This is a genomic window from Candidatus Caldatribacterium saccharofermentans, from assembly GCF_050267035.1.
GTDB classification, from domain to species: Bacteria; Atribacterota; Atribacteria; order Atribacterales; family Caldatribacteriaceae; genus Caldatribacterium; species Caldatribacterium saccharofermentans.
In genome coordinates this window covers 192,547-218,725 of record NZ_CP187957.1, presented here as the reverse complement: position 1 = coordinate 218,725, position 26,179 = coordinate 192,547, and the positions used below count along the sequence as shown (strand labels likewise).

The 26,179-nt window shown below is 55.9% G+C and carries 26 protein-coding genes; 25 read left to right on the top strand and 1 reads right to left on the bottom strand.

The genetic code is table 11. The annotated features are described in order from the left end of the window. Positions 1-27: 27 nt before the first annotated feature. From infC to ACPT9Q_RS01155, 7 genes are read left to right on the top strand one after another with little or no spacing between them, the layout of a single operon-like run. Complete coding sequence (gene infC, locus ACPT9Q_RS01185; protein ID WP_017872222.1) at positions 28-519, top strand: translation initiation factor IF-3; 492 nt, start codon at positions 28-30, stop codon at positions 517-519. Positions 520-534: 15 nt separating this feature from the next. Next, positions 535-732, top strand: a complete 198-nt coding sequence (gene rpmI / locus ACPT9Q_RS01180; protein WP_017872221.1) for a 50S ribosomal protein L35 — start codon at positions 535-537, stop codon at positions 730-732. Positions 733-744: 12 nt separating this feature from the next. Next, positions 745-1,098 (top strand): 50S ribosomal protein L20, encoded by a 354-nt coding sequence (gene rplT, locus ACPT9Q_RS01175; protein ID WP_017872220.1) that lies wholly within the window; start codon positions 745-747, stop codon positions 1,096-1,098. Positions 1,099-1,136: 38 nt separating this feature from the next. Continuing rightward, positions 1,137-2,156: a phenylalanine--tRNA ligase subunit alpha gene (gene pheS / locus ACPT9Q_RS01170; protein ID WP_017872219.1), complete on the top strand. Its 1,020-nt coding sequence runs from the start codon at positions 1,137-1,139 to the stop codon at positions 2,154-2,156. Positions 2,157-2,159: 3 nt separating this feature from the next. Continuing rightward, positions 2,160-4,520, top strand: coding sequence for a phenylalanine--tRNA ligase subunit beta (gene pheT, locus ACPT9Q_RS01165; protein WP_427366017.1), 2,361 nt, complete (start codon positions 2,160-2,162; stop codon positions 4,518-4,520). Continuing rightward, entirely contained in the window at positions 4,513-5,079 is a 567-nt protein-coding gene (locus tag ACPT9Q_RS01160) for a CvpA family protein (protein WP_017872217.1), read from the top strand. Before pheT ends, ACPT9Q_RS01160 begins: the two co-directional genes overlap by 8 nt. Beyond that, positions 5,045-7,384, top strand: coding sequence for an endonuclease MutS2 (locus ACPT9Q_RS01155; protein WP_017872216.1), 2,340 nt, complete (start codon positions 5,045-5,047; stop codon positions 7,382-7,384). The genes ACPT9Q_RS01160 and ACPT9Q_RS01155 overlap by 35 nt, the downstream gene beginning before the upstream one ends. Before the next feature lie 2 nt (positions 7,385-7,386). Here ACPT9Q_RS01155 and ACPT9Q_RS01150 read toward each other — a convergent pair whose 3' ends face one another. Then, entirely contained in the window at positions 7,387-9,300 is a 1,914-nt protein-coding gene (locus ACPT9Q_RS01150) for a PBP1A family penicillin-binding protein (RefSeq protein WP_017872215.1), read from the bottom strand. Between the two features lie 64 nt (positions 9,301-9,364). Between ACPT9Q_RS01150 and ACPT9Q_RS01145 the strand changes: the two genes are divergently transcribed. From ACPT9Q_RS01145 to ACPT9Q_RS01060, 18 genes are all read left to right on the top strand, one after another. After that, positions 9,365-9,823 (top strand): QueT transporter family protein, encoded by a 459-nt coding sequence (locus tag ACPT9Q_RS01145; RefSeq protein ID WP_427366016.1) that lies wholly within the window; start codon positions 9,365-9,367, stop codon positions 9,821-9,823. A gap of 6 nt (positions 9,824-9,829) precedes the next feature. Then, a complete protein-coding gene (tyrS, locus tag ACPT9Q_RS01140; protein ID WP_017872213.1) occupies positions 9,830-11,107 on the top strand; it encodes a tyrosine--tRNA ligase in 1,278 nt (425 codons plus the stop codon). After that, on the top strand, positions 11,104-12,249 hold the full coding sequence (locus tag ACPT9Q_RS01135) for an ABC transporter substrate-binding protein (protein ID WP_017872212.1): 1,146 nt from the start codon (positions 11,104-11,106) through the stop codon (positions 12,247-12,249). The genes tyrS and ACPT9Q_RS01135 overlap by 4 nt, the downstream gene beginning before the upstream one ends. Before the next feature lie 56 nt (positions 12,250-12,305). After that, positions 12,306-13,223 (top strand): ABC transporter permease subunit, encoded by a 918-nt coding sequence (locus ACPT9Q_RS01130; protein WP_017872211.1) that lies wholly within the window; start codon positions 12,306-12,308, stop codon positions 13,221-13,223. Positions 13,224-13,227: 4 nt separating this feature from the next. Beyond that, a complete protein-coding gene (locus ACPT9Q_RS01125) occupies positions 13,228-15,078 on the top strand; it encodes an ABC transporter permease subunit (RefSeq protein ID WP_427366015.1) in 1,851 nt (616 codons plus the stop codon). Further along, positions 15,062-15,811, top strand: a complete 750-nt coding sequence (locus ACPT9Q_RS01120) for an ATP-binding cassette domain-containing protein (protein ID WP_017872209.1) — start codon at positions 15,062-15,064, stop codon at positions 15,809-15,811. Before ACPT9Q_RS01125 ends, ACPT9Q_RS01120 begins: the two co-directional genes overlap by 17 nt. Positions 15,812-15,849: 38 nt before the next feature. Then, positions 15,850-18,189 carry an ATP-dependent DNA helicase RecG gene (gene recG / locus ACPT9Q_RS01115; protein WP_427366014.1) on the top strand — a complete coding sequence of 780 codons (2,340 nt, stop codon included), beginning with the start codon at positions 15,850-15,852 and terminating at the stop codon, positions 18,187-18,189. Continuing rightward, positions 18,189-18,746, top strand: coding sequence for a 16S rRNA (guanine(966)-N(2))-methyltransferase RsmD (rsmD, locus tag ACPT9Q_RS01110; RefSeq protein WP_017872207.1), 558 nt, complete (start codon positions 18,189-18,191; stop codon positions 18,744-18,746). The genes recG and rsmD overlap by 1 nt, the downstream gene beginning before the upstream one ends. 17 nt (positions 18,747-18,763) lie before the next feature. Then, entirely contained in the window at positions 18,764-19,252 is a 489-nt protein-coding gene (gene coaD, locus ACPT9Q_RS01105) for a pantetheine-phosphate adenylyltransferase (RefSeq protein WP_017872206.1), read from the top strand. 25 nt (positions 19,253-19,277) lie between these two features. Continuing rightward, the gene (gene pta, locus ACPT9Q_RS01100; RefSeq protein WP_017872205.1) at positions 19,278-20,273 is read left to right on the top strand and encodes a phosphate acetyltransferase; all 996 of its coding nucleotides are present in this window, start codon (positions 19,278-19,280) and stop codon (positions 20,271-20,273) included. Positions 20,274-20,290: 17 nt separating this feature from the next. Continuing rightward, positions 20,291-21,496, top strand: coding sequence for an acetate/propionate family kinase (locus ACPT9Q_RS01095; RefSeq protein ID WP_017872204.1), 1,206 nt, complete (start codon positions 20,291-20,293; stop codon positions 21,494-21,496). After that, positions 21,493-22,038, top strand: a complete 546-nt coding sequence (locus ACPT9Q_RS01090) for a YceD family protein (RefSeq protein WP_017872203.1) — start codon at positions 21,493-21,495, stop codon at positions 22,036-22,038. Before ACPT9Q_RS01095 ends, ACPT9Q_RS01090 begins: the two co-directional genes overlap by 4 nt. A gap of 76 nt (positions 22,039-22,114) precedes the next feature. Next, positions 22,115-22,294: a 50S ribosomal protein L32 gene (rpmF, locus tag ACPT9Q_RS01085; protein WP_427366013.1), complete on the top strand. Its 180-nt coding sequence runs from the start codon at positions 22,115-22,117 to the stop codon at positions 22,292-22,294. A gap of 12 nt (positions 22,295-22,306) precedes the next feature. Next, the gene (plsX, locus tag ACPT9Q_RS01080) at positions 22,307-23,293 is read left to right on the top strand and encodes a phosphate acyltransferase PlsX (protein WP_427366012.1); all 987 of its coding nucleotides are present in this window, start codon (positions 22,307-22,309) and stop codon (positions 23,291-23,293) included. Positions 23,294-23,306: 13 nt separating this feature from the next. Beyond that, positions 23,307-24,251, top strand: a complete 945-nt coding sequence (gene fabK, locus ACPT9Q_RS01075; RefSeq protein WP_427366011.1) for an enoyl-[acyl-carrier-protein] reductase FabK — start codon at positions 23,307-23,309, stop codon at positions 24,249-24,251. Further along, a complete protein-coding gene (gene fabD, locus ACPT9Q_RS01070) occupies positions 24,248-25,177 on the top strand; it encodes an ACP S-malonyltransferase (RefSeq protein WP_017872200.1) in 930 nt (309 codons plus the stop codon). Before fabK ends, fabD begins: the two co-directional genes overlap by 4 nt. Then, positions 25,174-25,920: a 3-oxoacyl-[acyl-carrier-protein] reductase gene (fabG, locus tag ACPT9Q_RS01065; protein WP_017872199.1), complete on the top strand. Its 747-nt coding sequence runs from the start codon at positions 25,174-25,176 to the stop codon at positions 25,918-25,920. Before fabD ends, fabG begins: the two co-directional genes overlap by 4 nt. Positions 25,921-25,944: 24 nt before the next feature. Continuing rightward, positions 25,945-26,178, top strand: coding sequence for an acyl carrier protein (locus tag ACPT9Q_RS01060; RefSeq protein ID WP_017872198.1), 234 nt, complete (start codon positions 25,945-25,947; stop codon positions 26,176-26,178). Position 26,179 lies beyond the last annotated feature (1 nt).

The window sequence follows — 26,179 nt, the reverse complement described above, 5'->3', positions numbered from 1 at the left end:
GCGATTCGTATCGAGTTACGGTATCGAGTGAACCATCAGATTGGGGCGCGGGAAGTGCGGCTCATTTCTCCCGAGGGACATCAGATTGGCATTGTCCCCCTGAAGAAGGCTTTGCAGATGGCGGAAGAGGCAGGGCTTGACCTCGTTGAGGTTGGTCCCAATGCCAACCCCCCGGTGTGCAAGATTATGGACTGGGGGAAGTTCAGATATGAGCGGGAGAAAAAGGCTAAACTCTCCCGCAAGAAGCAGAAAGCTTCAGAGCTCAAAGAACTCACCATGCGCCCCAAGATCGACGAGCATGACTATCAGGTCAAGCTCCGGAACGCTCTCCGGTTCCTTCAGGAAGGCAACAGGGTGAAGGTGACCATTCGGTTCCGAGGAAGGGAGGCGGCGTTTCAGGATCGGGGGCGTGAACTCCTCCGGAGGGTTATCGAGGATCTAAAGGAAGTGGGAAAGGTAGAACAGGACATTAAGAGCGAAGGGTCGAGTCTTACGGTCACTCTGGCACCGAAGAAGTGAGGAGGACGGGAAGCCATGCCGAAGATGAAGACGCACAGGGGGGCAGCGAAGCGTTTCAAAATCACTGCTCACGGGAAAATTAAGAGATCCCAGGCAGGGAAATCGCACCTTCTTGCCCACAAGGAACGGAAGCGAAAACGAAGACTCCGCAAGACTATCGTTTTAACTCCTGTGGAGGCGAAACGAATCAAGAGTTTACTCCCTTACGCATGAGAGGTGGCGCACATGTCGCGGGTAAAGACCAATGTTGCCTCGCGGAAGAGAAAGAAGAAAATCATGAAGATGGCCAAGGGATACCGGGGTGCCCGTTCCCGGGCTTACCGGAGAGCAAAGGAACAGGTTATCCGTTCTCTGGCGTATGCATACCGTGATCGGCGAAACCGCAAGCGGGATTTCCGTCGACTGTGGATTCTCCGCATCAATGCAGCGGTGCGGAACGAAGGCATGACGTACAGCCAGTTCATGGGTGCCCTGAAGAAAGCCGGGGTTCTCGTGAATCGGAAGAGGCTGGCACAGCTCTCCATCGAGGATCCCGAGGCCTTTCGGGAGCTTGTTCAGATTGCTCTGGCCTATCGATGACCCTCGACAGGCCTTCGCAACCCTGAGGGTGGAAGAGCATGATTGAGGAAATAGAGGAGTACCTTCGTGACTTTGAGGGAGAACTGGCCCAGGTCCTGACGAGAGATGATCTGAACCGGGTGAAAGGGAAATACGCTGGGCGCAAAAGCCGGATCCCCCTTTTCCTGGAACGATTGAAGACCTTACCTCTTGAAGAGCGGAGAATTGTCGGACGGAGGCTCAACGAGGTCAAGGCGTTTATTGAAGAGCGCCTCAGGAAGAAGGAGGCAGAGCTCTCCCAGAAGGAGCGAAGACGAGAGTCCGTCGACCTTAGTCTTCCAGGGCGAAGACATCCTGTGGGAGCCTTCCATCCCCTGCGCCTGGTCATGGACGAGATTGTCGCTATTTTCCGTTCTCTGGGGTTTCGCGTGGAAGAGGGGCCGGAAATCGAGACCGAGCTTTACAACTTCGAGGCTCTGAACATTCCTGCCGATCATCCTGCCCGGGATGCTCAGGATTCCTTCTATCTCGGAGGAGGTTTCCTTCTGCGGACACACACCTCCCCTGCCCAGATACGGGTCATGGAGAAGCTTACGCCTCCCTTTCGGGTTATTGTTCCTGGGCGGTGTTACCGTCGGGATGCCTTTGACGCCACCCACAGTCCCGTGTTCCACCAGATCGAAGGGCTTGTGGTGGCGCCGGGGATTTCCATGGGGGACCTTAAGGGAACCGTTGAGGTTTTCGCCCGTCGCCTCTTCGGCGAAAGGCGACAGGTTCGTTTCCGTCCCAGCTATTTCCCCTTCACCGAGCCGAGCGCGGAAGTAGACATTTCCTGCGGTATCTGCCAGGGAGCGGGATGCCGGTCCTGTGGGGGGCAAGGATGGCTTGAGATTATGGGGGCCGGTCTTGTGCATCCCCAGGTGTTCCGCAACGTGGGATACGATCCGGAGAAGGTTCAGGGGTTCGCGTTCGGTATGGGGGTGGAGCGAATCGCCATGCTGAAATTCGGCATTCCTGACATCCGGTGGTTCTTTGAGAACGACGTTGTGTTTTTGAGTGCTTTCAAGGGTCTGGGGTAGCATATGCGTGTCTCGTATCAGATTCTCAAACGGTTCCTTCCTGAACTCTCTCTTCGTCCCGAGGAGGTTGCTGAGGTTTTCCTGAACCAGGGGTTTGTGGTGGAGGAGGTTCTTTCGGCACGGGACCTCTTCCTTTGCCCTTTGCTTGCTGGTACCCTCGTGGAGGCGCGTTGTGAGGGTCCGCTGACCCACTGCACGGTAAAGCTTGGAGAACACACCTTCCGGGTTCTGGTTCACACTTCCGGTGTTCCAGAGACCGGTAGCAGGGTCCTCGTAGGACTTGAGAACCATACTCCGCTTTTTCTCCCTGTACGGGGGGAAAGAGCGAGGGAGGTTTTCGATTTCCTCCTGCCTCTCCCTCCGTTCCTTGAAGAGGGTGATGACGTTTACGAAGCCCTCATTGGTGATGACGTGGTTTTCGAAGTGGAGATTACCGCAAACCGCGGGGACTGCCTCTCGGTTCTGGGGCTGGCTCGGGAGCTTGCGGCTCACTGCGATATTCCCCTGGTACTCCCTGAGGTGCGCTACACTGAGAAACCTATCCACCATGGTTTTCGTCTTGAAAACGAGGCGCCGCACCTCTGCCCGCTGTACACTGGGAGGTACGTCACTGCAATTACCGTGCGACCCTCGCCGTTCTGGATAGCCAAGGAGCTCATCCTCATGGGTATGCGGCCCATCAACAACGTCGTGGACATCACGAATCTCGTCATGCTCGAGATGGGACAGCCGCTCCATGCCTTTGATGCTGCCCGCATTCGGGGGAATCTCGTCCGTGTTCGTGAGGCGGAAGAAGGTGAGCGCCTCATGACTCTCGATGGGGAAGAGAGGGTACTCAAGAAGGGTATGCTCCTCATTGCTGATGCGGACCGCCCCATCGCCCTTGCTGGAGTTATGGGTGGACGGGATACCGAAGTGGGGCCGAAGACAAGGGAAATTTTTCTTGAAGCAGCCTTCTTTGACCGCGTTTCCGTTCGGAGAACGGCCAGGGCTTTGGGGATGCGAACGGAAGCATCGGCGCGCTTTGAGCGGGGTGTTGACCCCCTGGGGGTGATGCAGGCAGCGTCCCGGGCACTTGCGCTTTTGGAGGAAGCGGGGGGAGAGGTGGCTTCAGGGTGGCTTGTGAGTGGCCAGCCACCCTTCACGGTGTGGGAAATTTCGGTACCCTGGGAACTCGTTGTGCAGAGGCTCTCCTGCGAAGTTTCCCAAAAAGAGGGCATTCGTATCCTTGAGCGGCTTGGTTTTCAGGTTGCTCAGGAAGGAGCAACCCTGCGTGTTCGTGTCCCAAGTTGGCGTCCCGATGTGCGGGAACCCATCGATGTTGTCGAGGAGATAGGGAGGGTTTACGGGTACGGGAAGATTCTCTCCTCTTTCCCTTCCTTTCCCTTTGATCCCGGGAATGTTCCCCGGGAGGAATCCCTGGAAAACCTGATTCGAGCACATCTTGTCCACCGTGGTCTTTACGAGGTGGTGACGCTTTCTTTGGTTGAGGGGGAAAGCGTGGACGTACTTGGCTTTGGAAAAGAGGAGTGTGTCGCGGTACTGAACCCCCTTTCCCAAGAACATGCTGTCCTTCGCCCTTCCCTTTTCTTTAGCCTCTTCGAGGTTGTGCGGACCAATGCCCGGCGGGGCAGGAGGAGTAGAGGGTTTTTCGAGGTTGGCAAGGTGTTTTTCCGGAAAGAAGGGAATTTTCGGGAGGAAAAGCACCTGGGCGTTATTCTCTGGAATGTTCCCCAGCCTGCTCTGTGGAAGGAGGATCCTTTAGACCTCTTTACCCTGAAGGGGTTCCTTGAGGAGATAGGAGAGCTTGCAGGTGTAGAGTACGGTGCTGTTTGCTCCGGGAGGGTTTCCCCCGTTTTTGATGAGGAAGAGGCTTTCGTGGTACCCTCTCCTGAGGAGGGCACAGAACCTATCGGGTGGGGTGGGAAGGTCCTTCCTGCTTTCCTGCGCAAGCACGATGTTGAGGGGGAAGTGTACTATCTCGAAATCCGCCTCGAGGGCCTCGCCACCTGGAGACAGGACCTTCCGGTGAAGGATTTTGTCTTGCCTGCTTTTCCTGCTGTTTCCCGAGACATCTCGGTAGTTGTGGATGCATCTACCCCCTGGGCTTTTGTGGCGTCGCTCGTTGCTGAGGAAGCAAAACGTAGCTGCATGGCCCTTGAGGAATTTGTTCTTTTCGACGTGTTTTCTGGTGACCCCCTCCCACCTGGGAAGAAGGGGTTTGCTTTTCGTCTTGTATTCCGAGCTCCGGACCGGACTCTTGAGGATGAGGAAGTCGGGAGATGGGTGCAGAAACTCAAGGAGGTCCTGAAGCAGACGGGGAGGGTGGTGTTACGGGAAGAGATGATTCTCTCCCATGAGTGACTGGTACACCCTGCTGTGCTTTGGTATTCTTGTCCTTAACGCAGTGCGCAGTGCGCTCCGGGGATTCAGCAAAGAATTCCTGGTGTTTGTTGGGCTTGTGGTTGGTCTTCTCCTTGGCCTCCGGTACTTTCCTGCAATTGGCGAGTTTCTCCATACTCGTTTTGGGTGGCAGAGTCCCTGGCTTGGAATCATCGGATTCCTCCTTATTTTCCTTCCCACGGTGATGGTGTTCTCCTCCTTTGGGCTCCGTCTGCGCCGGCTTTTTGAGCACCTTGATATCCTCTGGGTTGACGCTCTCCTTGGGTTCTTTGTGGGGCTTTTGAAGGGCATGCTCTGGATTCTCGTCATTACGGTGTTTGTGGCCAATGTGGCGTACCTTAGTTTCCTCGAGGAGGGCATTGCTCGCTCTCAGTTTTACCAGGATTGCACGCTGCCCGCGATTCGTTATGTGGAGCGTTTTGCCACTCAGTTCCCCCAGATTGCCTTTTTACGGCCGTGGCTTGAGAAAGGAGCATCCATAGGCGATGGAAGTTTCGAAAGGTGCCCTGGCGAGCTTTGAATACGAGAAAATCCTCGAGCTTCTGGTCCCTTTCTGTTTTTGCCCTGCAACACGGGAAAGGGCCAGGGCGCTTCTTCCTCTGGAGCCAGAAGTGCTTCCTTTGCACCTTGAAGCGATGCGGGAACTCAGGGACCTCATCCGTTTTGACGGTGACATCCCCTTTGGGGAGTTTCCCGACCTCCGTCCGGTTTTTGAAATCCTGCGTCTTCCCGGCGCCCGTCTCTCGCTTGAGGAAGCACAGAAAGTATACCGTTTCCTTCTCATGAGCCGGGGTATCCGCCATTTCCTGAAAGAACGGGGAGTAGAGAAGAAGTATCCCCGGATTTCTTCCTTGTACTTCCGGAGCATTCAGGATTTCTCAGGGTTTCTGCGGTATGCGGAGAAGATTCTCTCTCAGGATGGGCAGGTGCTCGATACGGCGAGCGAGAAACTCTGGAACATCCGAAGACGGAAGGAAGAGGTCCAGAGCCGGATTGCGGAGGTTCTCCATCGCATCCTCCAGGATAGCAGAATCGCCAAGTATCTCCAGGAACCGCTATACACTCTGCGAAAGGGTCGGTATGTTCTTCCTGTGAAAGCTCAGTTTCGGAGTGCGCTGAGGGGATTTGTGGTGGATTGTTCCTCAAGTGGTTCCACGCTTTTCATCGAACCATGGGCCGTGGCGGAACTGACTAACGAGCTTGAGGTTCTCAAAACCCTTGAGGAAGAAGAAATCTCCCGCATCCTTTTCGCCTTTACTGAAAAACTGCGGCCACTGTCTTCGGCCATTCGAGAGACCTTCGAAAGCCTTGTGGAACTTGACCTCCTTCGGGCTAAAGTGAAGCTTGGGGAGCAGTGGAAGGGGGAAATTCCCGAGGTTGGAGGGGAAACGCTGCGCATTCGTGAAGGGCGACACCCTTTGCTTTTTGAACGGGCGGTTCCCTTTGACCTTGAAGTTGCCAGGGGCCGTAGCATCGTGGTTGTCAGCGGGCCTAATGGTGGAGGAAAGACCGTTCTCATCAAGGCGCTTGCGCTTCTTGTGACGCTCACCTTCTCCGGAATCCCGGTCCCCCTCGCACGAGGTTCTTCCATCCCCCTCTATGACTATCTCTTTGTGGATGTCGGGGACCATCAGGACCTGGAAAGTAGTCTGAGCACCTTCACGTCCCGGATGGTGCTTTTGAAGGCCGCACTGCAAAAGGCTGGACCCCGGAGCCTTTTTCTCATCGATGAGCTCGGGGCGGGTACAGACCCCCACGAGGGCGCGGCGCTTGGCATTGCCCTTCTTGAGTACCTGAAAAAGAAGGGTACAATGTGCATTGCCACTACCCATCTTCCAGCTCTTCGGGAGTATGCCCTTCGGGGAGAGGGTGTCCTTCCTGCCTCCCTTGCCTTCGACCCTGATACCCTGCAGCCCACGTATCGCCTTGTGGTGGGGGGTGTTGAGGGAAGCTATGGAATCACGATTGCGGAACGGGTTGGCCTTCCCCAGGAGGTTATCCAGGGGGCACGACAGGTACTCCGGAGGGAGGAGGTTGCCTTCAACGAGCTTTTGCTCTCTCTCTCCCGGGAGCGGGAAGAGATGCGGAAGAAACTCGGCGAACTCCATGAAAGGCTTGCTGAGCTTGAGAAACGTGAGGAAGAAGTGCGAGTGATCAGGAAAGCTCTTGAAGAGGAGCGTCGACGCCTGACGAGGGCTCTGAGGGAGGAGTGGGAAGCCCGTCTGCGGGAGAGAGAGAAAGAAGTCGCGCGTCTTGTGGGAGAGTTGCGGAAAGCAAGAGCGCTCGATGAAGGGAAATATGGAGAACTCAAAGAACTCCTCCGGGAGGAGCGCCAGTGGCTTGAAAGTCTCAAAGAAGAGCAGGAAGAACCTCAGGAGTTCCAGGCAGGAGACCAGGTGTTTGTTGATCCTCTGGGCCGGGGGGTTGTTCTTGAGGTTGATACGAAGAAGGGTGAAGTTCTCGTTGTCGTGGGGGAGAGAAGAGTCCGGGTAACTCCGGAGCGTTTGAGGAGAGCGGAGAAGGAGATTCCTCAGGAGTCTCCACAGACCCCCATCACCACCTTCACTCTCCGGGAACGGATAACCAATGAGGTCTCCATCAGAGCCCTTAAAGCGGAAGAGGCCCTTGCCGTCCTTGAGAAGTACCTTGATAGGGCAATTCTTGCTGGTTTCAGCACTGTGTACATCATTCATGGCAAGGGCGAAGGGAAACTCCGGCGGGTCACGCACGAGTTTCTGCGAAGCCACCCCTATGTTCAGGAGTTCCGTTCCGGTCGGCCTGAGGAGGGAGGGCTTGGGGTTACGGTAGTCACCCTCCGAACATAAGGTCAGGGGCAGGATGTGCAAACCGTCTGGGGAGTAGTTCCTCTTTTGAAAGGGAGCACAACGGTTTTGCAGGAGGGTGAGGGTAGAAGGCCGGTTTTCAGGCACACAGCGATTTCCACCACTCCTTCGGGGCAAGAGAAGTCATGAGGTGGGGTGTCCTTCAGGGCCTCCTTCATCACCCGGGCAAAGAGGGGAGCAGCGATGATACCCCCCGTTTTCTGAGGTCCCAGAGGTTTCCGGTCGTCGTTCCCGAGGAAAATCCCACACACCAGGTTGGGGGTGAATCCCACAAACCATGCGTCGATGAAGTCTTCGGTGGTCCCGGTTTTTCCTGCCGCAGGTCTGCCGATGGCTGCCCTTCTTCCTGTTCCTCGTTCTATGACCCCCTGGAGGAGACGGGCCATGATGTATGCTGTCTCCGGCGAAAGGGCTCGTCGCACCACTGGAGTTCGCTCATAGAGAACGTGACCTGCGGTATCCTCCACCCGGAGAATGGCCAGGGGCTCAGGAACCATCCCACCGTTGGCAAAGGCCGAGTACGCCGTGGTGAGTTCAAGGAGAGTCAGTTCAGAGGTTCCCAGGGCGAGTGACAGGTCTCGCCTGAGGTTACTCCGTATGCCCATTTTTCTGGCATACTGGATGACCTTGTCGATGCCCACTTCCTGGAGGAGCTTAATCCCGATGATGTTCACGGACTTCTCCAGGGCTTCTCTCAGTGTCATCGGCCCCCGGAAAATTCGCTCGTAGTTCTGGGGTTTCCAGCCGTTTGGAAACTCTAAGGGTTCATCGACAAGGATACTGCTTGGGGTGAAACCACTATCGAGGGCTGCGGCGTAAATGAAGGGTTTGAAGGTTGACCCTGGTTGCCGGTGTGCCTGAGTCGCCCGGTTAAACTTGCTCTCTTCGTAGCTTCGTCCTCCCACCATGGCCTTGATGTACCCGTTTGTGGGGTCAATGCAGAGAATCGCTCCCTGGTATCCGCTTTCTTTGAGGGCTTCGTTGGCAACCTTCTGGATGTCGGCATCAAGTGTGGTGTAAATTTTGAGGCCGCCGCTAAAGATCTGCCAGTCCTCGAAGGTTGTGCGGAGCTCCTTGAGAAGGTGGTCGAGGAAATACGGACAGAGGGAGGCACGTTTTTCAAGACCTGAGAGCACAATGGGGGCAGAAAGGGCTTTTTCGAATTCCTCTTGGGTGATGAAACCACACTCCAGCATCCGCCGCAGGACCCGCCGTTGCTGTCTCTGGGCCGCGGAGAAGTCGATGTACGGAGAGAAGTACGAGGGGGACCGGGCAACTCCTGCAAGCATGGCCATCTCTGCAAGGGTGAGGTCAGCCAGGTCTTTGCCAAAGTACAGACGAGCTGCTGCTTTCACCCCGTATACGCCATGCCCCAGGTAGATCTGGTTGAGGTAGGCCTCGAGGATTTCTTCCTTGGTGTACCTTCGCTCAAGGAGGATGGCAAGGAGGAGTTCTTTGATTTTTCGCTCAAGGTTCCTCCGATTGTCGAGGAAACGGCTTCGGGAGAGCTGCTGGGTGATGGTGCTTCCCCCCTCGACGACTCTGAGGTTGAGCAGGTTCTGCCACAGCGCTCGGAGGATGCCGAGAGGGTCCAACCCGGGGTGGCGGAAGAAGTTCTGGTCCTCGCTGGCGATGAAAGCCTTCTGGAGAAGGGGAGGGATTTCCTCAAGATGGGCGTATTCGCGCCGTTCGGTGAAGAATTCCCCGATGAGCCTCCCCCGGATGTCGTAGACCCTTGTGGTGAGCGAGGGCGTAAAATCTTCGAGGCGGGTCGAGATGGTCTTCAGGTCTTCCGAAAGGGGAAAGAGCATGCCTCCAAAGAGCGCGCCTCCCGCAAGAAGACCGGCTATGAAGGCCAGGGCAAGAAGCCGGGTGTTTTTCCTGTTTCCTCTTCTCATCGCTTCAACCGTTCTTGGTATAATATTTGCCATGATATGGTACCACAAAACCGGGAGAAGCGGAATGAGAAGCCTTGCTCGTGGAGCTTTTGTGGCAGCGCTGTACGCTCTTCTTGTTGTGCTTCCTCCCTTTGCTTCTTTCGCCTATGGTCCTGTTCAGGTGCGTGTTGCCGAAGCGCTGACGGTGCTGTCTTACCTCTTTCCCGAGACCATCTGGGGGTTGACTCTGGGGTGCTTTGTGGCGAACGTTTTGGGTGGGCTGGGATTCTGGGACTTTTCCCTTGGAACCCTGTGCACGTTCCTTGCCGCCTTTTGGACTTCTCGTGTGCGTCATCCTCTCCTTGCCCCCCTCCCTCCGGTTCTCGTCAATGGCTTTGGAGTTGCCGCGTACCTTGCTTTCCTCTTTAGAGTTCCTTACGGAGTGACGGCTTCCTACATCCTCCTTGGAGAAGCTGTGGCCTGTTATGGGCTGGGGTATCCACTCCTTGTGGCGCTCTTGAAGCGGGGATTTCGAAAGGAGTGAAGGACGTTGACACAGTATGTTGAGCAAGTTGAGAGGGACCTTGCCATTCTCAAGCGTGGTACGGAAGAAATCATCGACCTTGAGGACCTTAGGAGGAAGCTCCTCCGCTTCTATGAGACGGGGAAGAAACTCGTGGTGAAAGAGGGTTTTGACCCCAGTGCTCCCGATATCCACCTGGGTCATACCGTGACCCTTCGAAAGCTCAGGCAGTTCCAGGAGCTGGGGCATGAGGTCGTTTTCCTCATTGGTGATTTCACGGGTCGCATTGGCGACCCGACGGGGAAAAAGGAAACCCGGCGGCAGCTCACAGAAGAAGAAGTTCAGAGGAATGCCCGGACCTATGCGGAACAGGTTTTCAAAGTCCTTGACCCTGAGAAAACGAGGATTGCCTTCAACAGCACCTGGCTCTCCCGGCTCACCCTGGAGGAGGTTATTGTCCTTGCCTCTCGCTTCACCGTGGCCCGGATGCTTGAGCGGGAAGATTTTTCCAGGCGCCTGCGAGAGGGAAGGCCCATCGGGCTCCACGAATTCCTCTATCCCCTTCTGCAGGGGTATGATTCTGTGGCACTCCAGGCCGATGTGGAGCTTGGAGGAACAGATCAGCGTTTCAACCTCCTTGTGGGGCGAGACCTGCAGCGGGAGTTTGGTCAGGAGCCCCAGGTCATCATCACCATGCCCCTTCTTGAAGGGACCGATGGTGTGGAGAAGATGAGCAAAAGCCTCGGGAACTACATCGGTATCAACGAACCTCCCTTCTCGATGTTCGGGAAGGTCATGTCCATTCCCGATTTCCTCATCGAGAAGTACTTTGTCCTCCTCACCGATGTTCCTCTTGAGGAGGTTCGGAAGAAAAAGGAGGCCTGCGAGCGGGGAGAACTCCACCCGAAGGTCTGGAAGGAAGAGCTGGCCTTTGAGCTCGTTCGCCTGTACCACGGGGAGGAGGAGGCGAGAAAGGCCCTTGAGGATTTCGAGCGGGCATTTTCCCAGAAAGCCTGTCCTGAGAGTGCTCAGGACCTCTGCATTGCCCAGTCTGAGCTCGTTGCGGGGAAGCTCTGGATTATGAAGCTCCTGCAGAGAACGGGTGTTTTCCAGTCAAAGAGCGAGGCACGTCGCTGTCTTGAGCAGGGGGGTGTATACCTCAACGGCGAGCGTATAAGCGGGGTGGATCAGGATGTTCCGCTGAAGGATGGGGATGTTCTTCGGGTCGGAAAGAAGTCCTTCTTCCGAATCCGAATCGTTGCTTCTCAGGAAGCAAAAACCTCAGGAAAGGAGGAAGCCAGGTGAAAAGCAAAGGAATCGTGATGCTTCTTGTTCTTGGTGCTGTGTTCTTTGGGGGACAGGTTTTCGCTGAGGAGCCCATTCGTATTGGCCTTCAGGCTCCCATAACGGGGAGCTTTGCCATTGAAGGGCAAATGGCCAGGCAGTGTGTAGAAGTTGCGGCAGAGCTTATCAACAAGCAGGGAGGCATTCTCGGTCGTCCTGTGGAGATTGTTGTGGCCGACGATGCCTCTAACCCCAGGGACAGTGCTTTGGCAGCACAGAAGCTCATTTCCCAGGGGGTCGTGGCAGCTATTGCCAGTTATGGCTCATCGGTAACCGAACCCGCCGCAGACCTTTACGAACGGAACCGAGTGGTGTGTGTGGCTTACGGAGCAACAGCAGTACGGCTCACCATGGGGAAAGAGCGCCAGTACTTTTTCCGGACCTGTGGACGGGATGACTCTCAGGGTGAGTTCTTCGCCCGCTTTGCTGTTGAGACCATGGGGTGGCGGCGCATTGCCATCATGCACGACAACCAGACCTATGGGAAAGGCGTGGCTGAGGAAACGAAGAAGTACCTTGAACCGTACATCAGAGAAGGTCGGGCAGAGATCGTGTACTACGACGCCATCACTCCCGGAGAACAGGATTACAGTGCGGCGCTGACGAAGCTCCGGGAGAGCAATCCCGATGTCTGGTACTACACCGCCTACTACCCCGAGGCAGGGCTTTTGGTCCGGCAGGCCCGGGAGATGGGCATCACTGTGCCCTTTGTGGGGAGCAATGCCGTACCCAATGAGGACTTTGTCCGTATCGCAGGTCTTGAGTACGTGGTGGGAACCTTTATGACCCAGGAGCCCCTTCCCCAGGATCTCAATACTCCAAAAGCTCAGGAATTCTTTGCAGCCTACCGGGCAAAGTACGGGGACATCCCTTCCTCCCCCTGGCCGATTTACGCTGCCGATGCCCTTTTTGCCCTCGCACAGGCGATAGAGAACGCGAAGTCCACAAAGCCAGACGATATTGCCCAGGCCATGCGCACGATGGAGAATGCCGAAGGCATCACCGGTCCTATTGTCTTCACCGAGCGGGGAGACCGGAAGGGTGTTCCCTACGCCATGTACCGGTACAACGAGAAAGGACAGCTTGAGCTCTTTAAACCCTAAGGTTTCCCCCACCGGGTCTTCCCGGTGGGTCCTGGGGGAATCCGGGAGGGACAGGATTGCAGGTATTTTTCGAACAGCTCGTAAACGGGGTAATGGTGGGATCGTTCTACGCCCTTGTGGCTCTGGGGTATTCCATGGTGTATGGCGTCATGAAGCTTATCAATTTCGCCCATGGTGACCTCTTTACTCTGGGGAGTTACCTGGGGTACACCTTCCTTGTGTGGGGAGCAGCATGGATCACAGAACGGGCAGGGCTCTGGTGGGGCGTGCTGGGGGCGATACTTTTCGCCTTTTTGGCCAACGCTGGAGCGGGGGTTCTCGTCGAGCGGATGGCCTATCGGCCGGTTTATCGGGCGGGACGTCTTCCCCTTGTCGTTTCTGCGCTTGGTATGTCCATTTTCCTCCAGAACGCCATCATGGCCATCTGGGGGCCACGCTTCCAGGTGTATCCAGGCGGCCTTGTTCCTACTGCCTCTTTGAGGTTTCTGGGGCTGTCTTTGCCGCTCCTCAAGGTGGTGATTCTCTTCCTCTCCCTTGGGGTGATGTTTGTGATGTACTGGATTGTGGAGAAGACAGAGTTTGGAGCAGCAGTACGGGCAACGGCCCTGGATCGGGAGATGGCCACCCTCCTTGGCATCGACGTTCGGAAGGTTATCCTCTTTGTATTCGCCCTGGGGCCAGCCCTGGGAGGGATGGCGGGGGTCATGAACGGGATGTACTACCGGTCGATTCAGTTCAGCATGGGGTGGAACTACGGACTCAAGGCCTTTACTGCCACCATTCTCGGAGGCATCGGCAACATCCCGGGCGCCATGGTGGGGGGTGTGCTCCTTGGGGTTGTTGAGACGCTCCTTGCAGGGTACGTCCCCGGGGGAGGGGCCTGGAAGGACGGATTTACCTTCCTAATCCTCATCCTGGTCCTGATTTTCCGGCCAACGGGAATCCTCGGTGAGAAAGTTGCAGAAAAGGTGTAGTCCGATGGGTATGGAGCTTTCCTGCGTCAGGAAAGGTCGATTCCAGCAGTTTGTTCCTATTCTCCTCTGGGGGTTTGTTTCCGTCTTCCCTTTTCTCCCCTTTGTGAATGATTACTGGGTCGATGTGGGATTTTTCGTAGGACTGTACGGTCTTCTGGGGCTCAGCCTCAACGTCGTCCTGGGGGAAGTGGGGCTTTTCGACCTCGGTCACGCTGCTTTCTACGCCATTGGGGCGTACACCACAGCTATTCTGAACACTACCCTGAATATACCGGTTTTGCTACTCCTTCCCGTGAGTGCTCTTGTTGCTTCGGGGTTTGCCTACCTTGTGATGTCTCCGGTGATTCATCTTCGGGGGGATTACCTCTGTATCGTCACCATCGGTATTGGGGAGATTGTCCGCATCATCATCGTCAACAACCCCTGGGGTATCACCAACGGCCCCAACGGTATCACGGGTGTGGGATTTCCCGCCTTTGGTCCTTTTGTGATTCAGACGCCCACGCAGTTCTACTACTTTGTCTGGGCGGTGGTGGCGCTCGTAGCTTTTGTGCTTTTGCGCCTCCAGAGGTCCCGAATAGGCCGTGCCTGGAATGCTATTCGGGAGGATGAGGTTGCTGCTGAAGCTACGGGTATCGATGTGCGGGCGTACAAGCTCCTGGCCTTTACCTTAGGAGCGGCCCTTGCAGGTCTTGCGGGGAACATCTACGCAGCAAAAATGGCCGTGGTGTCGCCCCAGAGTTTCCTCTTCATGGAATCCGCCCTGCTTTTCTGCATCGTTCTCCTTGGAGGTCTTGGTTCTCTCCCCGGTGTTCTTCTTGGAGCGGCTCTGGTGGTTGTCTTCCCCGAGGTTTTTCGCCGTTTTGCAAGTTTTCGCCTCCTCTTCTTTGGCTTGGCCCTTATGGTGACGATGATTTTCCGCCCCGGTGGTCTTCTTCCCAGAAAGAGGGAAATCCTGGGGCTCGATGGTTTAGATGTGCAGGGGTTCTCTGCGGAGAAGGTATCCCCGGTGCGAATGGGGCAAGTTTCCCTAGAGGAACGTTCCCCGGTTCAACCTCGCGAACTCGATCCTTGTCCTCTCCTTGAGGTTCAGGGGGTCACCCTTCGCTTTGGGGGTCTTGTGGCGGTAAACCAGTATGACCTTGTGGTGTACCCTAAAAGGGTTACGAGCCTCATCGGTCCGAATGGAGCGGGGAAAACCACCCTGTTCAACATTATTACCGGTATATACCATCCCAACGAGGGGAAGGTACTCTTCAAGGGGGAAGACATCACTGGCCTGAAGCCTCATCTTGTGGTGACTCGGGGTATTGCCCGTACCTTCCAAAACATCCGTCTTTTCCCCTCCCTCACCTGTTTTGAAAACGTCCTGATGGGTCGCCACTGCCGTGGAAAGGCGGGGATTGTTCCCGCTGTCCTTCGCACGCCTTTTCAATTGCGGGAGGAGCGGGAATTCATGGAGATAGCCGCGTACTGGCTATACCGGGTGGGATTGTGGGAATACCGGAATGAGCTGGCCCGGAATCTCCCCTACGGCAGGCAGAAGTACCTCGAAATCGCCAGAGCTTTGGCTACAGGACCGGAGCTCCTTATTCTCGACGAGCCTTCATCGGGGCTCAATGAGAGGGAAACGGAGGAGCTCATGGGATTCTTGCAGGAGCTTTTGCAGGAAGGCATCACCATCCTCCTCGTCGAGCACGATATGAACGTCGTGATGGGGATTTCGGACTGGGTCAGCGTCATGGACATGGGGAGCAAGATTGCTGAAGGGTCACCGTGGGAGGTCTACAACCACCCCAGGGTTATCGAGGCATACCTCGGGAAGGAGGAGGAGTGGGTTGGGAGCACTTCTTGAGGTTGAGGATATCCGGGTTTCTTACGGGGCAGTGGAGGCGCTTCGGGGGGTGACCCTCAGGCTTCAAGAGGGGGAAATCGTCGCCGTCCTGGGAGCCAATGGGGCGGGGAAAACCACGCTTCTTCGGGCTATTTCGGGACTCCTCCCCCTGGTCCGGGGGAGAATCCTCTTCTGTGGTCGGGACATCCGCTCCTTTGCTCCTTTTGAGCTTTTGCGCCAGGGTCTTGCCCATGTTCCCGAGGGCCGCCGGATTTTCCCCACCCTTACTGTGGAAGAGAATCTCCTCCTTGGGCTTTACGGGGTTCGTCACTTGGTGGGCGATGCCGAACGGAAGAAGCGTAAGGAGTGGATTTTTGAGCTCTTTCCGATTTTGCGGGAACGACGCCGGCAGCTCGCCGGCACCCTCTCGGGAGGGGAACAGCAGATGCTGGCCATCGGTCGAGGTTTGATCTCAAGGCCAAAGGTGATTCTTATGGATGAACCCTCTCTGGGGTTGGCTCCTCGGGTTGTCCAGGAAATTTTCCGGGTTATCCGCCAGATTCACGAAGAAGAAAGAGTCTCTCTCCTCCTTGTGGAACAAAACGCCCGCAAGGCGCTTTCGGTTGCAAACTACGCCTACATTCTCGAGAATGGCCGTGTGGCTTTGGAGGGAAAGCCCCAGGACCTCATGCACGATGAACGTGTTCGCTCTGCGTACCTTGGCGGATCAGGAATCGGACAGCGCCTTCTCTGAGTTCTCTCCCGGTTGTACAATGAGAGGGAGGACAGGGTATGGCGCGGTGCTCTAAGGAAGTGGTCCTCAAGGTTATCGAACAGGAGAAGAAGAAGCTCGATAACACCTCGGTTTTTGGGGGTTTCAGTCGATTTCTTAAAGGGTGGTTGCAGAAAGAAGGAAATCATCCGCAGGAATGGCTTGAGCAGCTTGAGAACTATGAGGACCTTTCTCGGGAGGAGCGGAGACGCCTGCTTTTAACCATTGAAAGCGCCCTCCGGGCAAGTCCTGCACCGGGAAAGGGGGTGTCACCAAAATCCCGGAAGTTCGTCCCCTCCCTTGCCCAGCCGGTGCGTTACCTCAAGGGTGTCGGTCCAGCTCTGGAGAAAAAGCTGAACCGTCTTGAGATCTTCACAGTGGAGGATCTCCTCTTTTTCTTCCCCCGAACCTATCGTGATCGGGGCACAATCAAGCCGATTCGGAGCCTCCAGGGTGTGGGGATTGAGACCATCGAAGGACAGGTGGTGCAGCACAAAATCGAGCCGACCCGGCGGGGTCCTCTGCTGAAGGTTGTCGTGAGCGATGGAACAGGAGAGATTCGCCTGGTGTGCTTCAACCGGGGGTATCTCGCCCAGTTTCTGAAGAAAGGCACCTGGGTTCGGGTATCAGGGAGTTTCCGGTACGCCTTCGGAGCTTGGGAGACGGCAGCGTTTGAGTACGAGGTGGGAAAGCTCAAGACAGCCGATTTTGAGCGCCTCGTTCCTGTGTATCCCCTCACCGAGGGCTTAACACCCAAGAAGCTCCGGACGGTTATCCTCTCCGCTCTTGAGACCTGTCTCCACGAAGTTCCCGAAATCCTTCCTCCTGCTCTTCGTGAACGTTTGCAAATCCCCACAAAGCGTGAGGCCATTCGGGAGCTTCATCTGCCTTCTGCTGCTTCTTTTGAGGAGCTTCAGGCCCGCCGGAGTCCTGCTCACCTTGCCCTGATCCTTGAAGAATTTCTCCTCTTTGCTCTGAGTCTGAAAATCCGCAGAAGAACCCTCGAGACACTCCAGGTTCCCCCCTGCCCCCTGGAATCCCCTCTTGCAGAGCGTTTCATTCGGTCTTTGCCTTTCTCTCTCACAGAGGCACAGAAGCGGGTGTGCCTTGAAATCGCCCGAGATCTGGCAAGCGGCAGGGTTATGAACCGGCTGGTTCAGGGGGATGTGGGCTCGGGAAAGACCATTGTGGCGGTCATCAGCGCTCTGCGAGTGGTCGAAACCGGGCGTCAGGTGGCCTTTATGGTCCCCACTGAGATCCTTGCTGAGCAACATTACTCCCGCTTCCGGGAGCCTCTTGCAGCTCTGGGGGTTCGGGTGGGACTTTTGAAAGGGGGGAACACGAAGGGGAAACGCCAGCTCCTTGAGGCGATACAGAAAAAGGAAGTGGATATCGTTATCGGAACGCATGCCCTCATTGAAGAAAAGGTTGCCTTTGCGGATCTCGGTCTTGTGATTGTCGACGAACAGCACCGTTTCGGGGTGCTCCAGAGGGCAAAGCTCAGGGAGAAAGCCACGGTTCCCCATACCCTGGTGATGACGGCAACGCCGATTCCCAGGACTCTGGCGCTGACGCTCTATGGGGACCTTGATGTTTCCGTAGTCGATGAGAAACCGGCGGGGAGGAAGCCCACACGAACGCTCTGTTTTTCCCTTGAGGAACGCTTCAAGGCCTACAGCCGTGTACGGAAGCTCCTCAGAGAAGGTCGACAGGCATATGTTGTGTGTCCGGCCATTGAGGAGAGCGAAGAGGAGATTGCCAATGTCCAGGAAGTGTTCGAGGAGCTCCAGAAGAAGTGGCTTTCTGAATTCCGCATAGAGGTTATCCACGGGAAACTCCCTTCGCGGGAAAAGGAGGGCATCATGCACCGGTTTTCCCGGGGCGACGTTGACGTTCTGGTAGCGACTTCCGTGATTGAGGTGGGTATCGATGTTCCCAGAGCCAGTGTCATGGTGGTGGAGAACGCCGAACGCTTTGGCCTTGCACAGCTCCACCAGCTCCGGGGGAGAATAGGCCGGGGAAGCGAAGAAGGAGTGTGCATCCTCCTTGCCGCTCTCTCGGGGGAAAACGTCCGGAAGCGCATGGCCATCCTCACGGCAACGGATGATGGCTTCCGCATTGCTGAGGAGGACCTTCGTCTCCGGGGTCCCGGAGAGTTCTATGGTGTACGTCAGCACGGGGTACCTGAGTTTCATCTTGCTGACCCTTTTGCAGACTGGCCGCTTCTTGAGCAGGCTCATCGGGAAGCAGAGAGAATCATTGCTGAAGACCCATTCCTCGAGAAGCCCGAACACCGTCTGCTCCGGCAGGAAATAGAGCGGCGTTTTGGTCGTTATCTGGAATTTGGGGAGGTTGGTTAATGGGGTATATCCACATTATTGGAGGGGAGAAAAGGGGCAGGAAAATCGTTGTTCCCGGGGGATGTGGTGTCCGTCCCATTCAAGGAGTTGCCAGGAAGGCGCTTTTCGAAATCCTCAGGGACAAGCTCCCTGAAAGTATTGTGTACGATATTTTCGCTGGCAGTGGGTCCCTGGGACTTGAGGCCCTGAGTCGAGGTGCCCGACGAGCGTATTTTTTCGAGAGCAACCCGAGGGTATGTCAGGTTCTGCGACGGAACATTACCCTCTGTGGATATGAGGACCGAGCTCGGGTTGTGCGCTGGGATTTCTGGCAGGCGAGGAAACTCCCCCAGGACCTTGAAAGGCCTGACGTTGTGTTTCTCGATCCTCCCTTTGCTTACGATATTTCCCAAGTCATGGAAAAGTTGTATAATTTCAGAGTTGTCATAGGCGATGCGCTTGTGGTCATCCGGTGCTCCCGGAAGGAGTGGCGGGAGGAGGGGGTTTCGTTTTTTGAAGTCCAGGATGTGCGGCGATACGGGAAGAGCGTTCTGGTCTTTGGGAGGCTGAAAGGTTAAGAGGATGGAGGGTCGAGGTGATAGTAGCCATTTACCCTGGGAGTTTTGATCCTATCACCAATGGGCATCTTGACATTATCGACCGGGCAAGGAGAATCTTTGACCACCTCATTGTAGCAGTACTGCAGAATCCGAACAAGGTCCCCCTGTTCAGCGCGGAAGAACGAAAACGCATGATTGAAGAAGCAGTAGCTGATTTTCCCAACGTTGAAGTTGAAGTTTTTGACGGGCTTCTCGTACACTTTGCCCGCTCTCGGGGCTGCAGGGTTATTCTGCGGGGCTTGCGTGCCATTTCCGATTACGAGTACGAGACACAGATTGCCCTGACCAATCGAAAAATGGCTCCGGAAATTGAAACCGTTTTCCTCCCCACGAGTACCGAGTACTCGTATCTCAATTCCACGGTGGTCAAAGAAATCGCCCGCTTTGGTGGATGTGTGCGGGGCCTTGTCCCCCCGGGGGTGGAACGACGGCTTCGGGAGAAATTCAGTTCGGTTTCCAGATAAAATTCGCCAGAGGAGATGAGACGCTATGGACATTCTTGCTCGCATCCGGGGAAGGGCGCGGGGCCTCGGGAAGAAAATTGCTCTTCCTGAGGGACACGACGAACGGGTGCTCCATGCTGCGAGTCTCGCAACTCAAGAGGGCATCGCATCCATTGTGCTCCTTGGCGACGAGGAGGAGATTAGTCAGAGGGCCAGAGCTTTCGGGATAAGCCTTGAGGGAGTAGAAATCCGGAACCCCCAGAAAGACCCCAAGAGGGCAGCCTATGTCCAGTCGCTCTTTGAACTTCGCCGGGAGAAAGGGGTTACACTCGAAAAGGCGGAGGAACTCCTCCAGAACTCCATGTACTATGCCTGTATGATGCTTTTCCACGGAGAGGTCGACGGTGTTGTGGGAGGGGCAGTGTTCACAAGCCCTGATGTGATCCGTCCCGCCCTGCAGATTATCAAAACCGCTCCGGGTGTCAAACTCGCCTCAAGCTGCTTCCTCATGGTTTTCCCCAATACTCAGTATGGGGAGAACGGGGTGTTCCTTTTCGCTGACTGTGGTTTCAACCCCGACCCCACTGCCGAGGAGCTGGCCCACATTGCGGTGACCACTGCCCGGACGTTTCGTCTTCTGGTGGGAGGGGAACCAAGGGTGGCTATGCTCTCGTTCTCAACGAAAGGGAGTGCCAGGCACAGCCGGGTAGACAAGGTGCGGGAGGCCACGCGCATTGCCCAGAACCTTGCTCCAGATCTCCTTATTGATGGTGAGCTCCAGGGAGATGCGGCACTCGTTCCGGAGGTGGGGGCAAGAAAGGCCCCGGGAAGCCCGGTGGCGGGGAGAGCCAACGTATTGATTTTCCCCGACCTTGATGCAGGGAACATCTGCTACAAGCTCACCGAGCGCCTGGCTCAGGGGAGAGCCATTGGACCAATCCTCCAGGGTCTGGCAAAGCCAGTGAATGACCTTTCCCGGGGGTGCAGGGCTGAAGATATCGTTGACCAGATTGCGGTCACTGTTCTCCAGACTCAGTTTTAGGGGGGAGATGATGGACCTTGAACATCCTGGTGGTGAACTGCGGTAGCTCGACCGTCAAATACCAGCTTTTCCGGATGGAGGACGAGGACCGTTATGAGGTGGTCGCCCGGGGGATTGTGGAGAGAATCGGTATTTCAGGATCTCGCCTGGAACACCGGTCAGCCCTTGACACCTTCGTCGAAGAGCGACCTGTGCCGAATCACCGTGTGGCCCTAGAACTCGTTATTGCCGCTTTGACTTCTGGGAAAACCCAGGTACTTTCTGGTGTTGGAGAAATCGATGCCGTTGGGCATCGGGTTGTCCACGGAGGCGAGAAGTTTACCGGTTCGGTGCTGATCACCGATGAAGTTCTGGAAGCCATTCGGGCCTGTGCGGACCTTGCGCCTTTGCACAATCCTCCCAACATCCTTGGCATTGAGGCCTGCCAGGAGCTCATCCCCGGGGTCCCGCAGGTAGCGGTTTTCGACACCGCCTTCCACGGCACGCTCCCTGAGTATGCGTACATTTACGCTATTCCATACGAATACTACGAGAAGTACCGCATCCGGCGGTACGGGTTTCACGGAACCTCTCACCGGTACGTGGCGGAGCGAGCAGCAAAGATGATGGGCCGTCCCCTTGAAGAGCTCCGGCTCATCACCTGCCATATGGGTAGCGGGGTGAGCTTTACCGCCATCCTCCATGGAAAATCCATCGATACCTCCATGGGATTCACCCCTTTAGAGGGCCTGGTTATGGGAACCCGGTGTGGCGATATTGACCCGGCAATTGTCTTCTTTCTGATGGAGAAGGAAGGCCTTTCGGCGAAGGAAGTGGAGGAAATCCTGAACAAGAAAAGCGGGGTTCTCGGAATTTCGGGAATAAGCAGCGACACCCGGGACATTGAGGATGCAGCACCACACAATCACCGGGCACGTCTTACCCTCGACATCATTGCCTACCGGGCCAAAAAGTACATCGGAGCGTACTACGCTATTCTCGGTGGACTCGACGGTCTGGTATTCACTGCAGGAATTGGGGAGAACTCCCCTTACATTCGAAAGTCCATCTGCTCGGGCCTTGAGCACCTTGGGATTCTCATTGACGATGAGCGAAACACCGTGCGGAGAAAAGAGGCTCTGATTAGCCGGGACGATTCTCGGGTTCAGGTGATGGTCATCCCCACCAATGAGGAACTTGTGATCGCCCGGGATACCTGGCGAATTGCGCGGGGAATGGGGTGAAGAGTGTGCAACTGTACATTGGGGAGGTCAAAAAGGGCACAGGACGGACATTTTTTGACCTTCAAGAGGAAGTTTTCCCCTCCGTCCGTCTGGGGAGAGAGGATGTCCTCTTCACCCAGCCGGTGCAGATTGAGGTCCACCTTGTGAACTGTGGTTCGGAGATTCTTGTTGAGGGCCGCCTGAGAACGGCCCTTCTTCTGCACTGTGCCCGATGTCTTGAACCTTTTCTCTACCCTATGGATATTCCTTTCCGCTTGGAGCTTCGCAATGCCAGCCGCCTGACGCGTCCTTCGGATTTCGAAGCAGAGGCAGAGGAGACTGTGGAAATCCGGTATTTTACTGAGGAAGAGAATTATGTGGATGTCACCCAAGAGATCCAGGAAATCGTCCTCCTCAACGTTCCCATGAAGCCTCTGTGCCGCCCTGACTGCAAGGGGTTGTGCCCGGTGTGTGGAGGGAACAGGAACGAGGTGCAGTGCCACTGCGAAGAGCAGGAGATTGACCCAAGACTTGTGGTGCTCAGGCACTGGAAACCAGAGTAAGGCGTTTGCAAAGGAGCAGAAATTGTTCTATACTATCCTACACCTTGACCTCGCAGAATAGAGGAGGTATTCAAGCATGGCGAATCTGACGAATAAAACCTCGCGATGTCGAAGGAACAAAAGGAGAACACACTGGGTTATCCATCCACCCCATCTTGTGAGTTGCCCTCATTGCCACATGCCCAAGCTTCCCCATCACGTCTGTCCTGAGTGTGGGTACTATAAAGGGAGACAGGTTCTCAAGGTTGAGGAGTAACGGGGAAGGGCAATGAGGATTGCGGTGGATGTGTGGGGTGGTGACTTTGCCCCCCTGGAGATTGCAAAGGGCCTGAAGGAGGCCTATTCTCCTGAGTACACTCTCGTGGCGCTTGGCCCCAGAGAAGAGCTCCTTGCCCTGTACGAGACCCTCTCCATGCAGGAAGAGGACTTTCCCATTGAGGATGCTCCACAGGTCATCTCCATGCAGGAGCATCCTGCCGAGGCGGTGAAGAAGAAGCCGAACTCCAGCATCTGCAGGGGTATCCAGCTTCTGGCGCAGAAAAAAGTTGATGCCTTCATCTCTGCGGGGAACAGTGGAGCAGTCATGGCGGCGGCGTGGCTTGGTCTCAAGCATGTCGCAGAGGTGGAGCGACCAGCCATCACGGCCCTCATCCCCAACACCCGCTCGTACTGTGTGCTCCTTGACGTGGGGGCAAACGTCGACTGCAAGCCCAAGCACCTCTTCCACTTTGGCATTATGGGAGCAGAATATGCCAAAATCGTTCTTGGTGTTTCCCGTCCCCGAGTGGGTCTTTTGAGCATTGGGGAGGAGGAAGGAAAGGGAAACGAGGTGGTAAAAGCGGCGTACCAGCTTTTCAAGGAGCGACGGAACAGCCTGAATTTCGAGTTTGTGGGGAATGCCGAGGGACAGAACATCGTTGATGGAACAGTGGATGTCGTCGTCTGCGACGGATTTACAGGGAATGCCCTTTTGAAATTTGGGGAGGGGCTCATTGAGCTTATTGCCCAGCTTCTGGAGCGGGAGATTGAAGATGCTGCTTCGAAGGAGCGGCTCCGGTCGCTCTGGAAGCGGCTGGACCGAAGCGAATACGGTGGTGCACCCCTCCTTGGAGTCGAAGGAGTGTGCCTTATTTGCCACGGGAAGTCTAAGGCCCGAGATATTAGAAGCGCCATTCTACGAGCCAAGGAACTTGTGGAGAGAGGCATCCTGGAGAAAATCCGGGAACGTCTGTCCTGCTTTTCTCTTGAGGATTGAGAAAGGGTGAACCATGAGAACCAGAGTCACGGAACTTCTTGGCATTCAGTACCCTATCCTCCAGGGGGGTATGGCCTGGGTGGCGACGGCTCCCCTGGTGGCTGCGGTTTCAGAAGCTGGAGGACTGGGTATCATTGGCTCGGGGGGGATGACCGGAGAGGAACTCCGGGAGGAGATCCGACGCGTTCGTTCCCTTACGGATCGACCCTTCGGGGTGAACCTCATGCTCCTTTCTCCCCACATTGAGGACCAGGTACGGGTGGTGAGGGAAGAGCGGGTTCCGGTAGTTACCACCGGTGCAGGGAATCCCGGTCCTCTGGTGGAGGAGTTCGCCCGTCTGGGAATCATCCTCATCCCCGTTGTGGCTTCTGTTGCTTTGGCCAGGAGGCTTGAGCGGTATGGTGTTCAGGCCATCATCGCCGAGGGAAACGAGTCGGGCGGTCATGTAGGAGAGATAAGCACTCTGTGCCTTGTGCCTCAGGTGGTGGATGCCGTCAGAGTCCCGGTCATCGCAGCAGGAGGCATTGGTGACGGGCGGGGTATGGCGGCCTGCTTCGCCCTTGGAGCAGAAGGGGTACAGCTTGGGACGCGTTTTATCTGTACCGAAGAGTGTGAGGTCCACCCGGCGTACAAGGAAGCAATCCTTAAAGCCCACGATCGTTCGACGGTCGTCACCGGTCTTTCTACCGGTCATCCGGTGCGGTGTCTCAGGAATCGCCTTACCCGGAAATTCGAGGAGCTTGAATTCAGCGGTGCCCCCCGAGAGGTTGTGGAGGCCCTTGGGGTAGGAAAGCTGAGAGAAGCCGCGGTTTGTGGGAATGTGGAAGAAGGATCCGTTATGTGTGGTCAGGTGGCGGGTCTCATTCGCGACCTGAAACCCGTTCGAAAAGTCATAGAGGACATTATGCAGGAATTCTGGGCAACCCTCGAGCGGCTGAAGCGGGTGGGGGATTCATGAAAGTAGCCTTCCTCTTTCCGGGTCAAGGTTCTCAGAAGGTGGGCATGCTGCGGGAGTGGCTCGAAGAGGATGCCCCTCTGGTGGAGGAACTCTTCGGGCAGGCCAGCCGCATCTGTGGGGTTGATCTGCTCCGGCTGAGCCTTGAAGGGCCTGAGGAGGAGCTGAACCTCACGAAAAACAGCCAGCCAGCTATTCTCACTTTCAGTGCACTTCTTTTGCGAAAAATTCCTCTTGTTCCTGACGTGGTAGCGGGGCACAGCCTTGGGGAGTATTCGGCTCTTTTTTGTGCGGGGAGTTTCGATTTCGACGAGGCTGTGTACCTGGTGCGGCGGCGTGGGGAAATTATGCAAGAGGCCTCTCCCTTAGGGGAGGGAACCATGGTGGCCGTCCTGGGCCTTTCCCTGTCAGAAGTCCAGGAGATAGTAGATGTGCTCAGGGGAGAGGGGAAGGTCGAGATTGCCAATATCAACTCCTCAGACCAGGTTGTGCTCTCTCTCGAAAAATCGCTGCTTCCCCGAGTCCTTGAGGAGGTCAGCAGGCGAGGAAAGAAAGCCATGGAGCTCCGTGTGAGTGCTCCGTTCCATTCCAGTTTCATGGAGAAAGCTCGGGAAGCCTTTGCCCGGGTCCTCGAGGGGGTCACCATCCGTCCGCCCCGTTATCCCTACCTGAGCAACGTGACGGCTGCCTTTGAGCGCGATCCAGGAAGGATTCGGGACCTCCTTGTGGAGCAGCTCGTTGCGCCGGTTCGCTGGAAGGATATTATGGATGTCCTCTGTGGGGAAGGTGTGCGGAAGGCCCTGGAGGTGGGTCCCGGGATGGTGCTTTCGAAGCTCTTTGAGCGGGAACATCCTGAAGTTTCTGTTTTCCCGACCTTTTCCCCCAGGCGTTTGCAGATTGCTGTGAGTGAGGTGAGGGAAGTACAATGAGCTTTACAGGGAAGGTTGCGCTTGTGACCGGTGCCCGGAGAGGGATTGGCTTTGCCATTGCAAGAACCCTTGGGCTCGGTGGAGCTTTCGTAGCGCTGAACGATGTTGGACCTGAAGAGGAACTCCGTGAGGCTGTTGAGGTTCTGCGCCAGGAGGGCATAGAGGCTCAGGGGTATGTGGCTGATGTGACGGTGCGGGAGGAGATTCGGGCAATGGTGGAGGACATCATCGCAAGATGGGGGCACATCGACATTCTGGTGAACAATGCCGGTATTACCAGAGATGCTCTCTTTGTCCGGATGAAGGACGAGGACTGGAAGGCGGTTCTTGATGTTTGCCTCCAGGGGACATACAATTGTACCAAAGAGGTTCTCCGGTATATGATGAAGCAACGCTACGGCCGCATTATTAACATCTCCTCGGTTGTGGGGATTATGGGAAACGCTGGCCAAACCAACTATGCCACGGCAAAGGCTGCTCTTTTAGGTTTCACCAAGTCCCTGGCGCGAGAGGTAGCACCCCTTGGGATTACCGTTAACGCCATTGCTCCCGGTTTCATCAACACGGAGATGACCCGGAGGCTCCCTGAGGAGGTACGCGAGATGTGGTTGCAGCAGGTACCAATGAGGAGGTGGGGCGAACCGGAGGAAGTAGCGCAGCTTGTTGCTTTTCTGGCTTCCCAGGCTGCCGGTTACATTACAGGCCAGACCGTTCACATCAATGGCGGACTCTTCATGGCTTAAAAAAACCTTTTGGGAGGTGTGCGTATGGACGTTTTCTCCAAGGTGAAGGAAATTATTGTGGACCAGCTTGGCGTGGATGAGGAAGACGTCACTCCCGATGCCTCTTTTGTCGATGATCTGGGAGCAGACTCCCTCGACATTGTGGAACTCATCATGGCGTTTGAGGAGGAGTTCGACATCGAAATTCCTGACGAAGACGCAGAGAAAATCACCACTGTTGGGGAAGCTGTAGAATACATCGAGTCCAAGATCCGCTGAC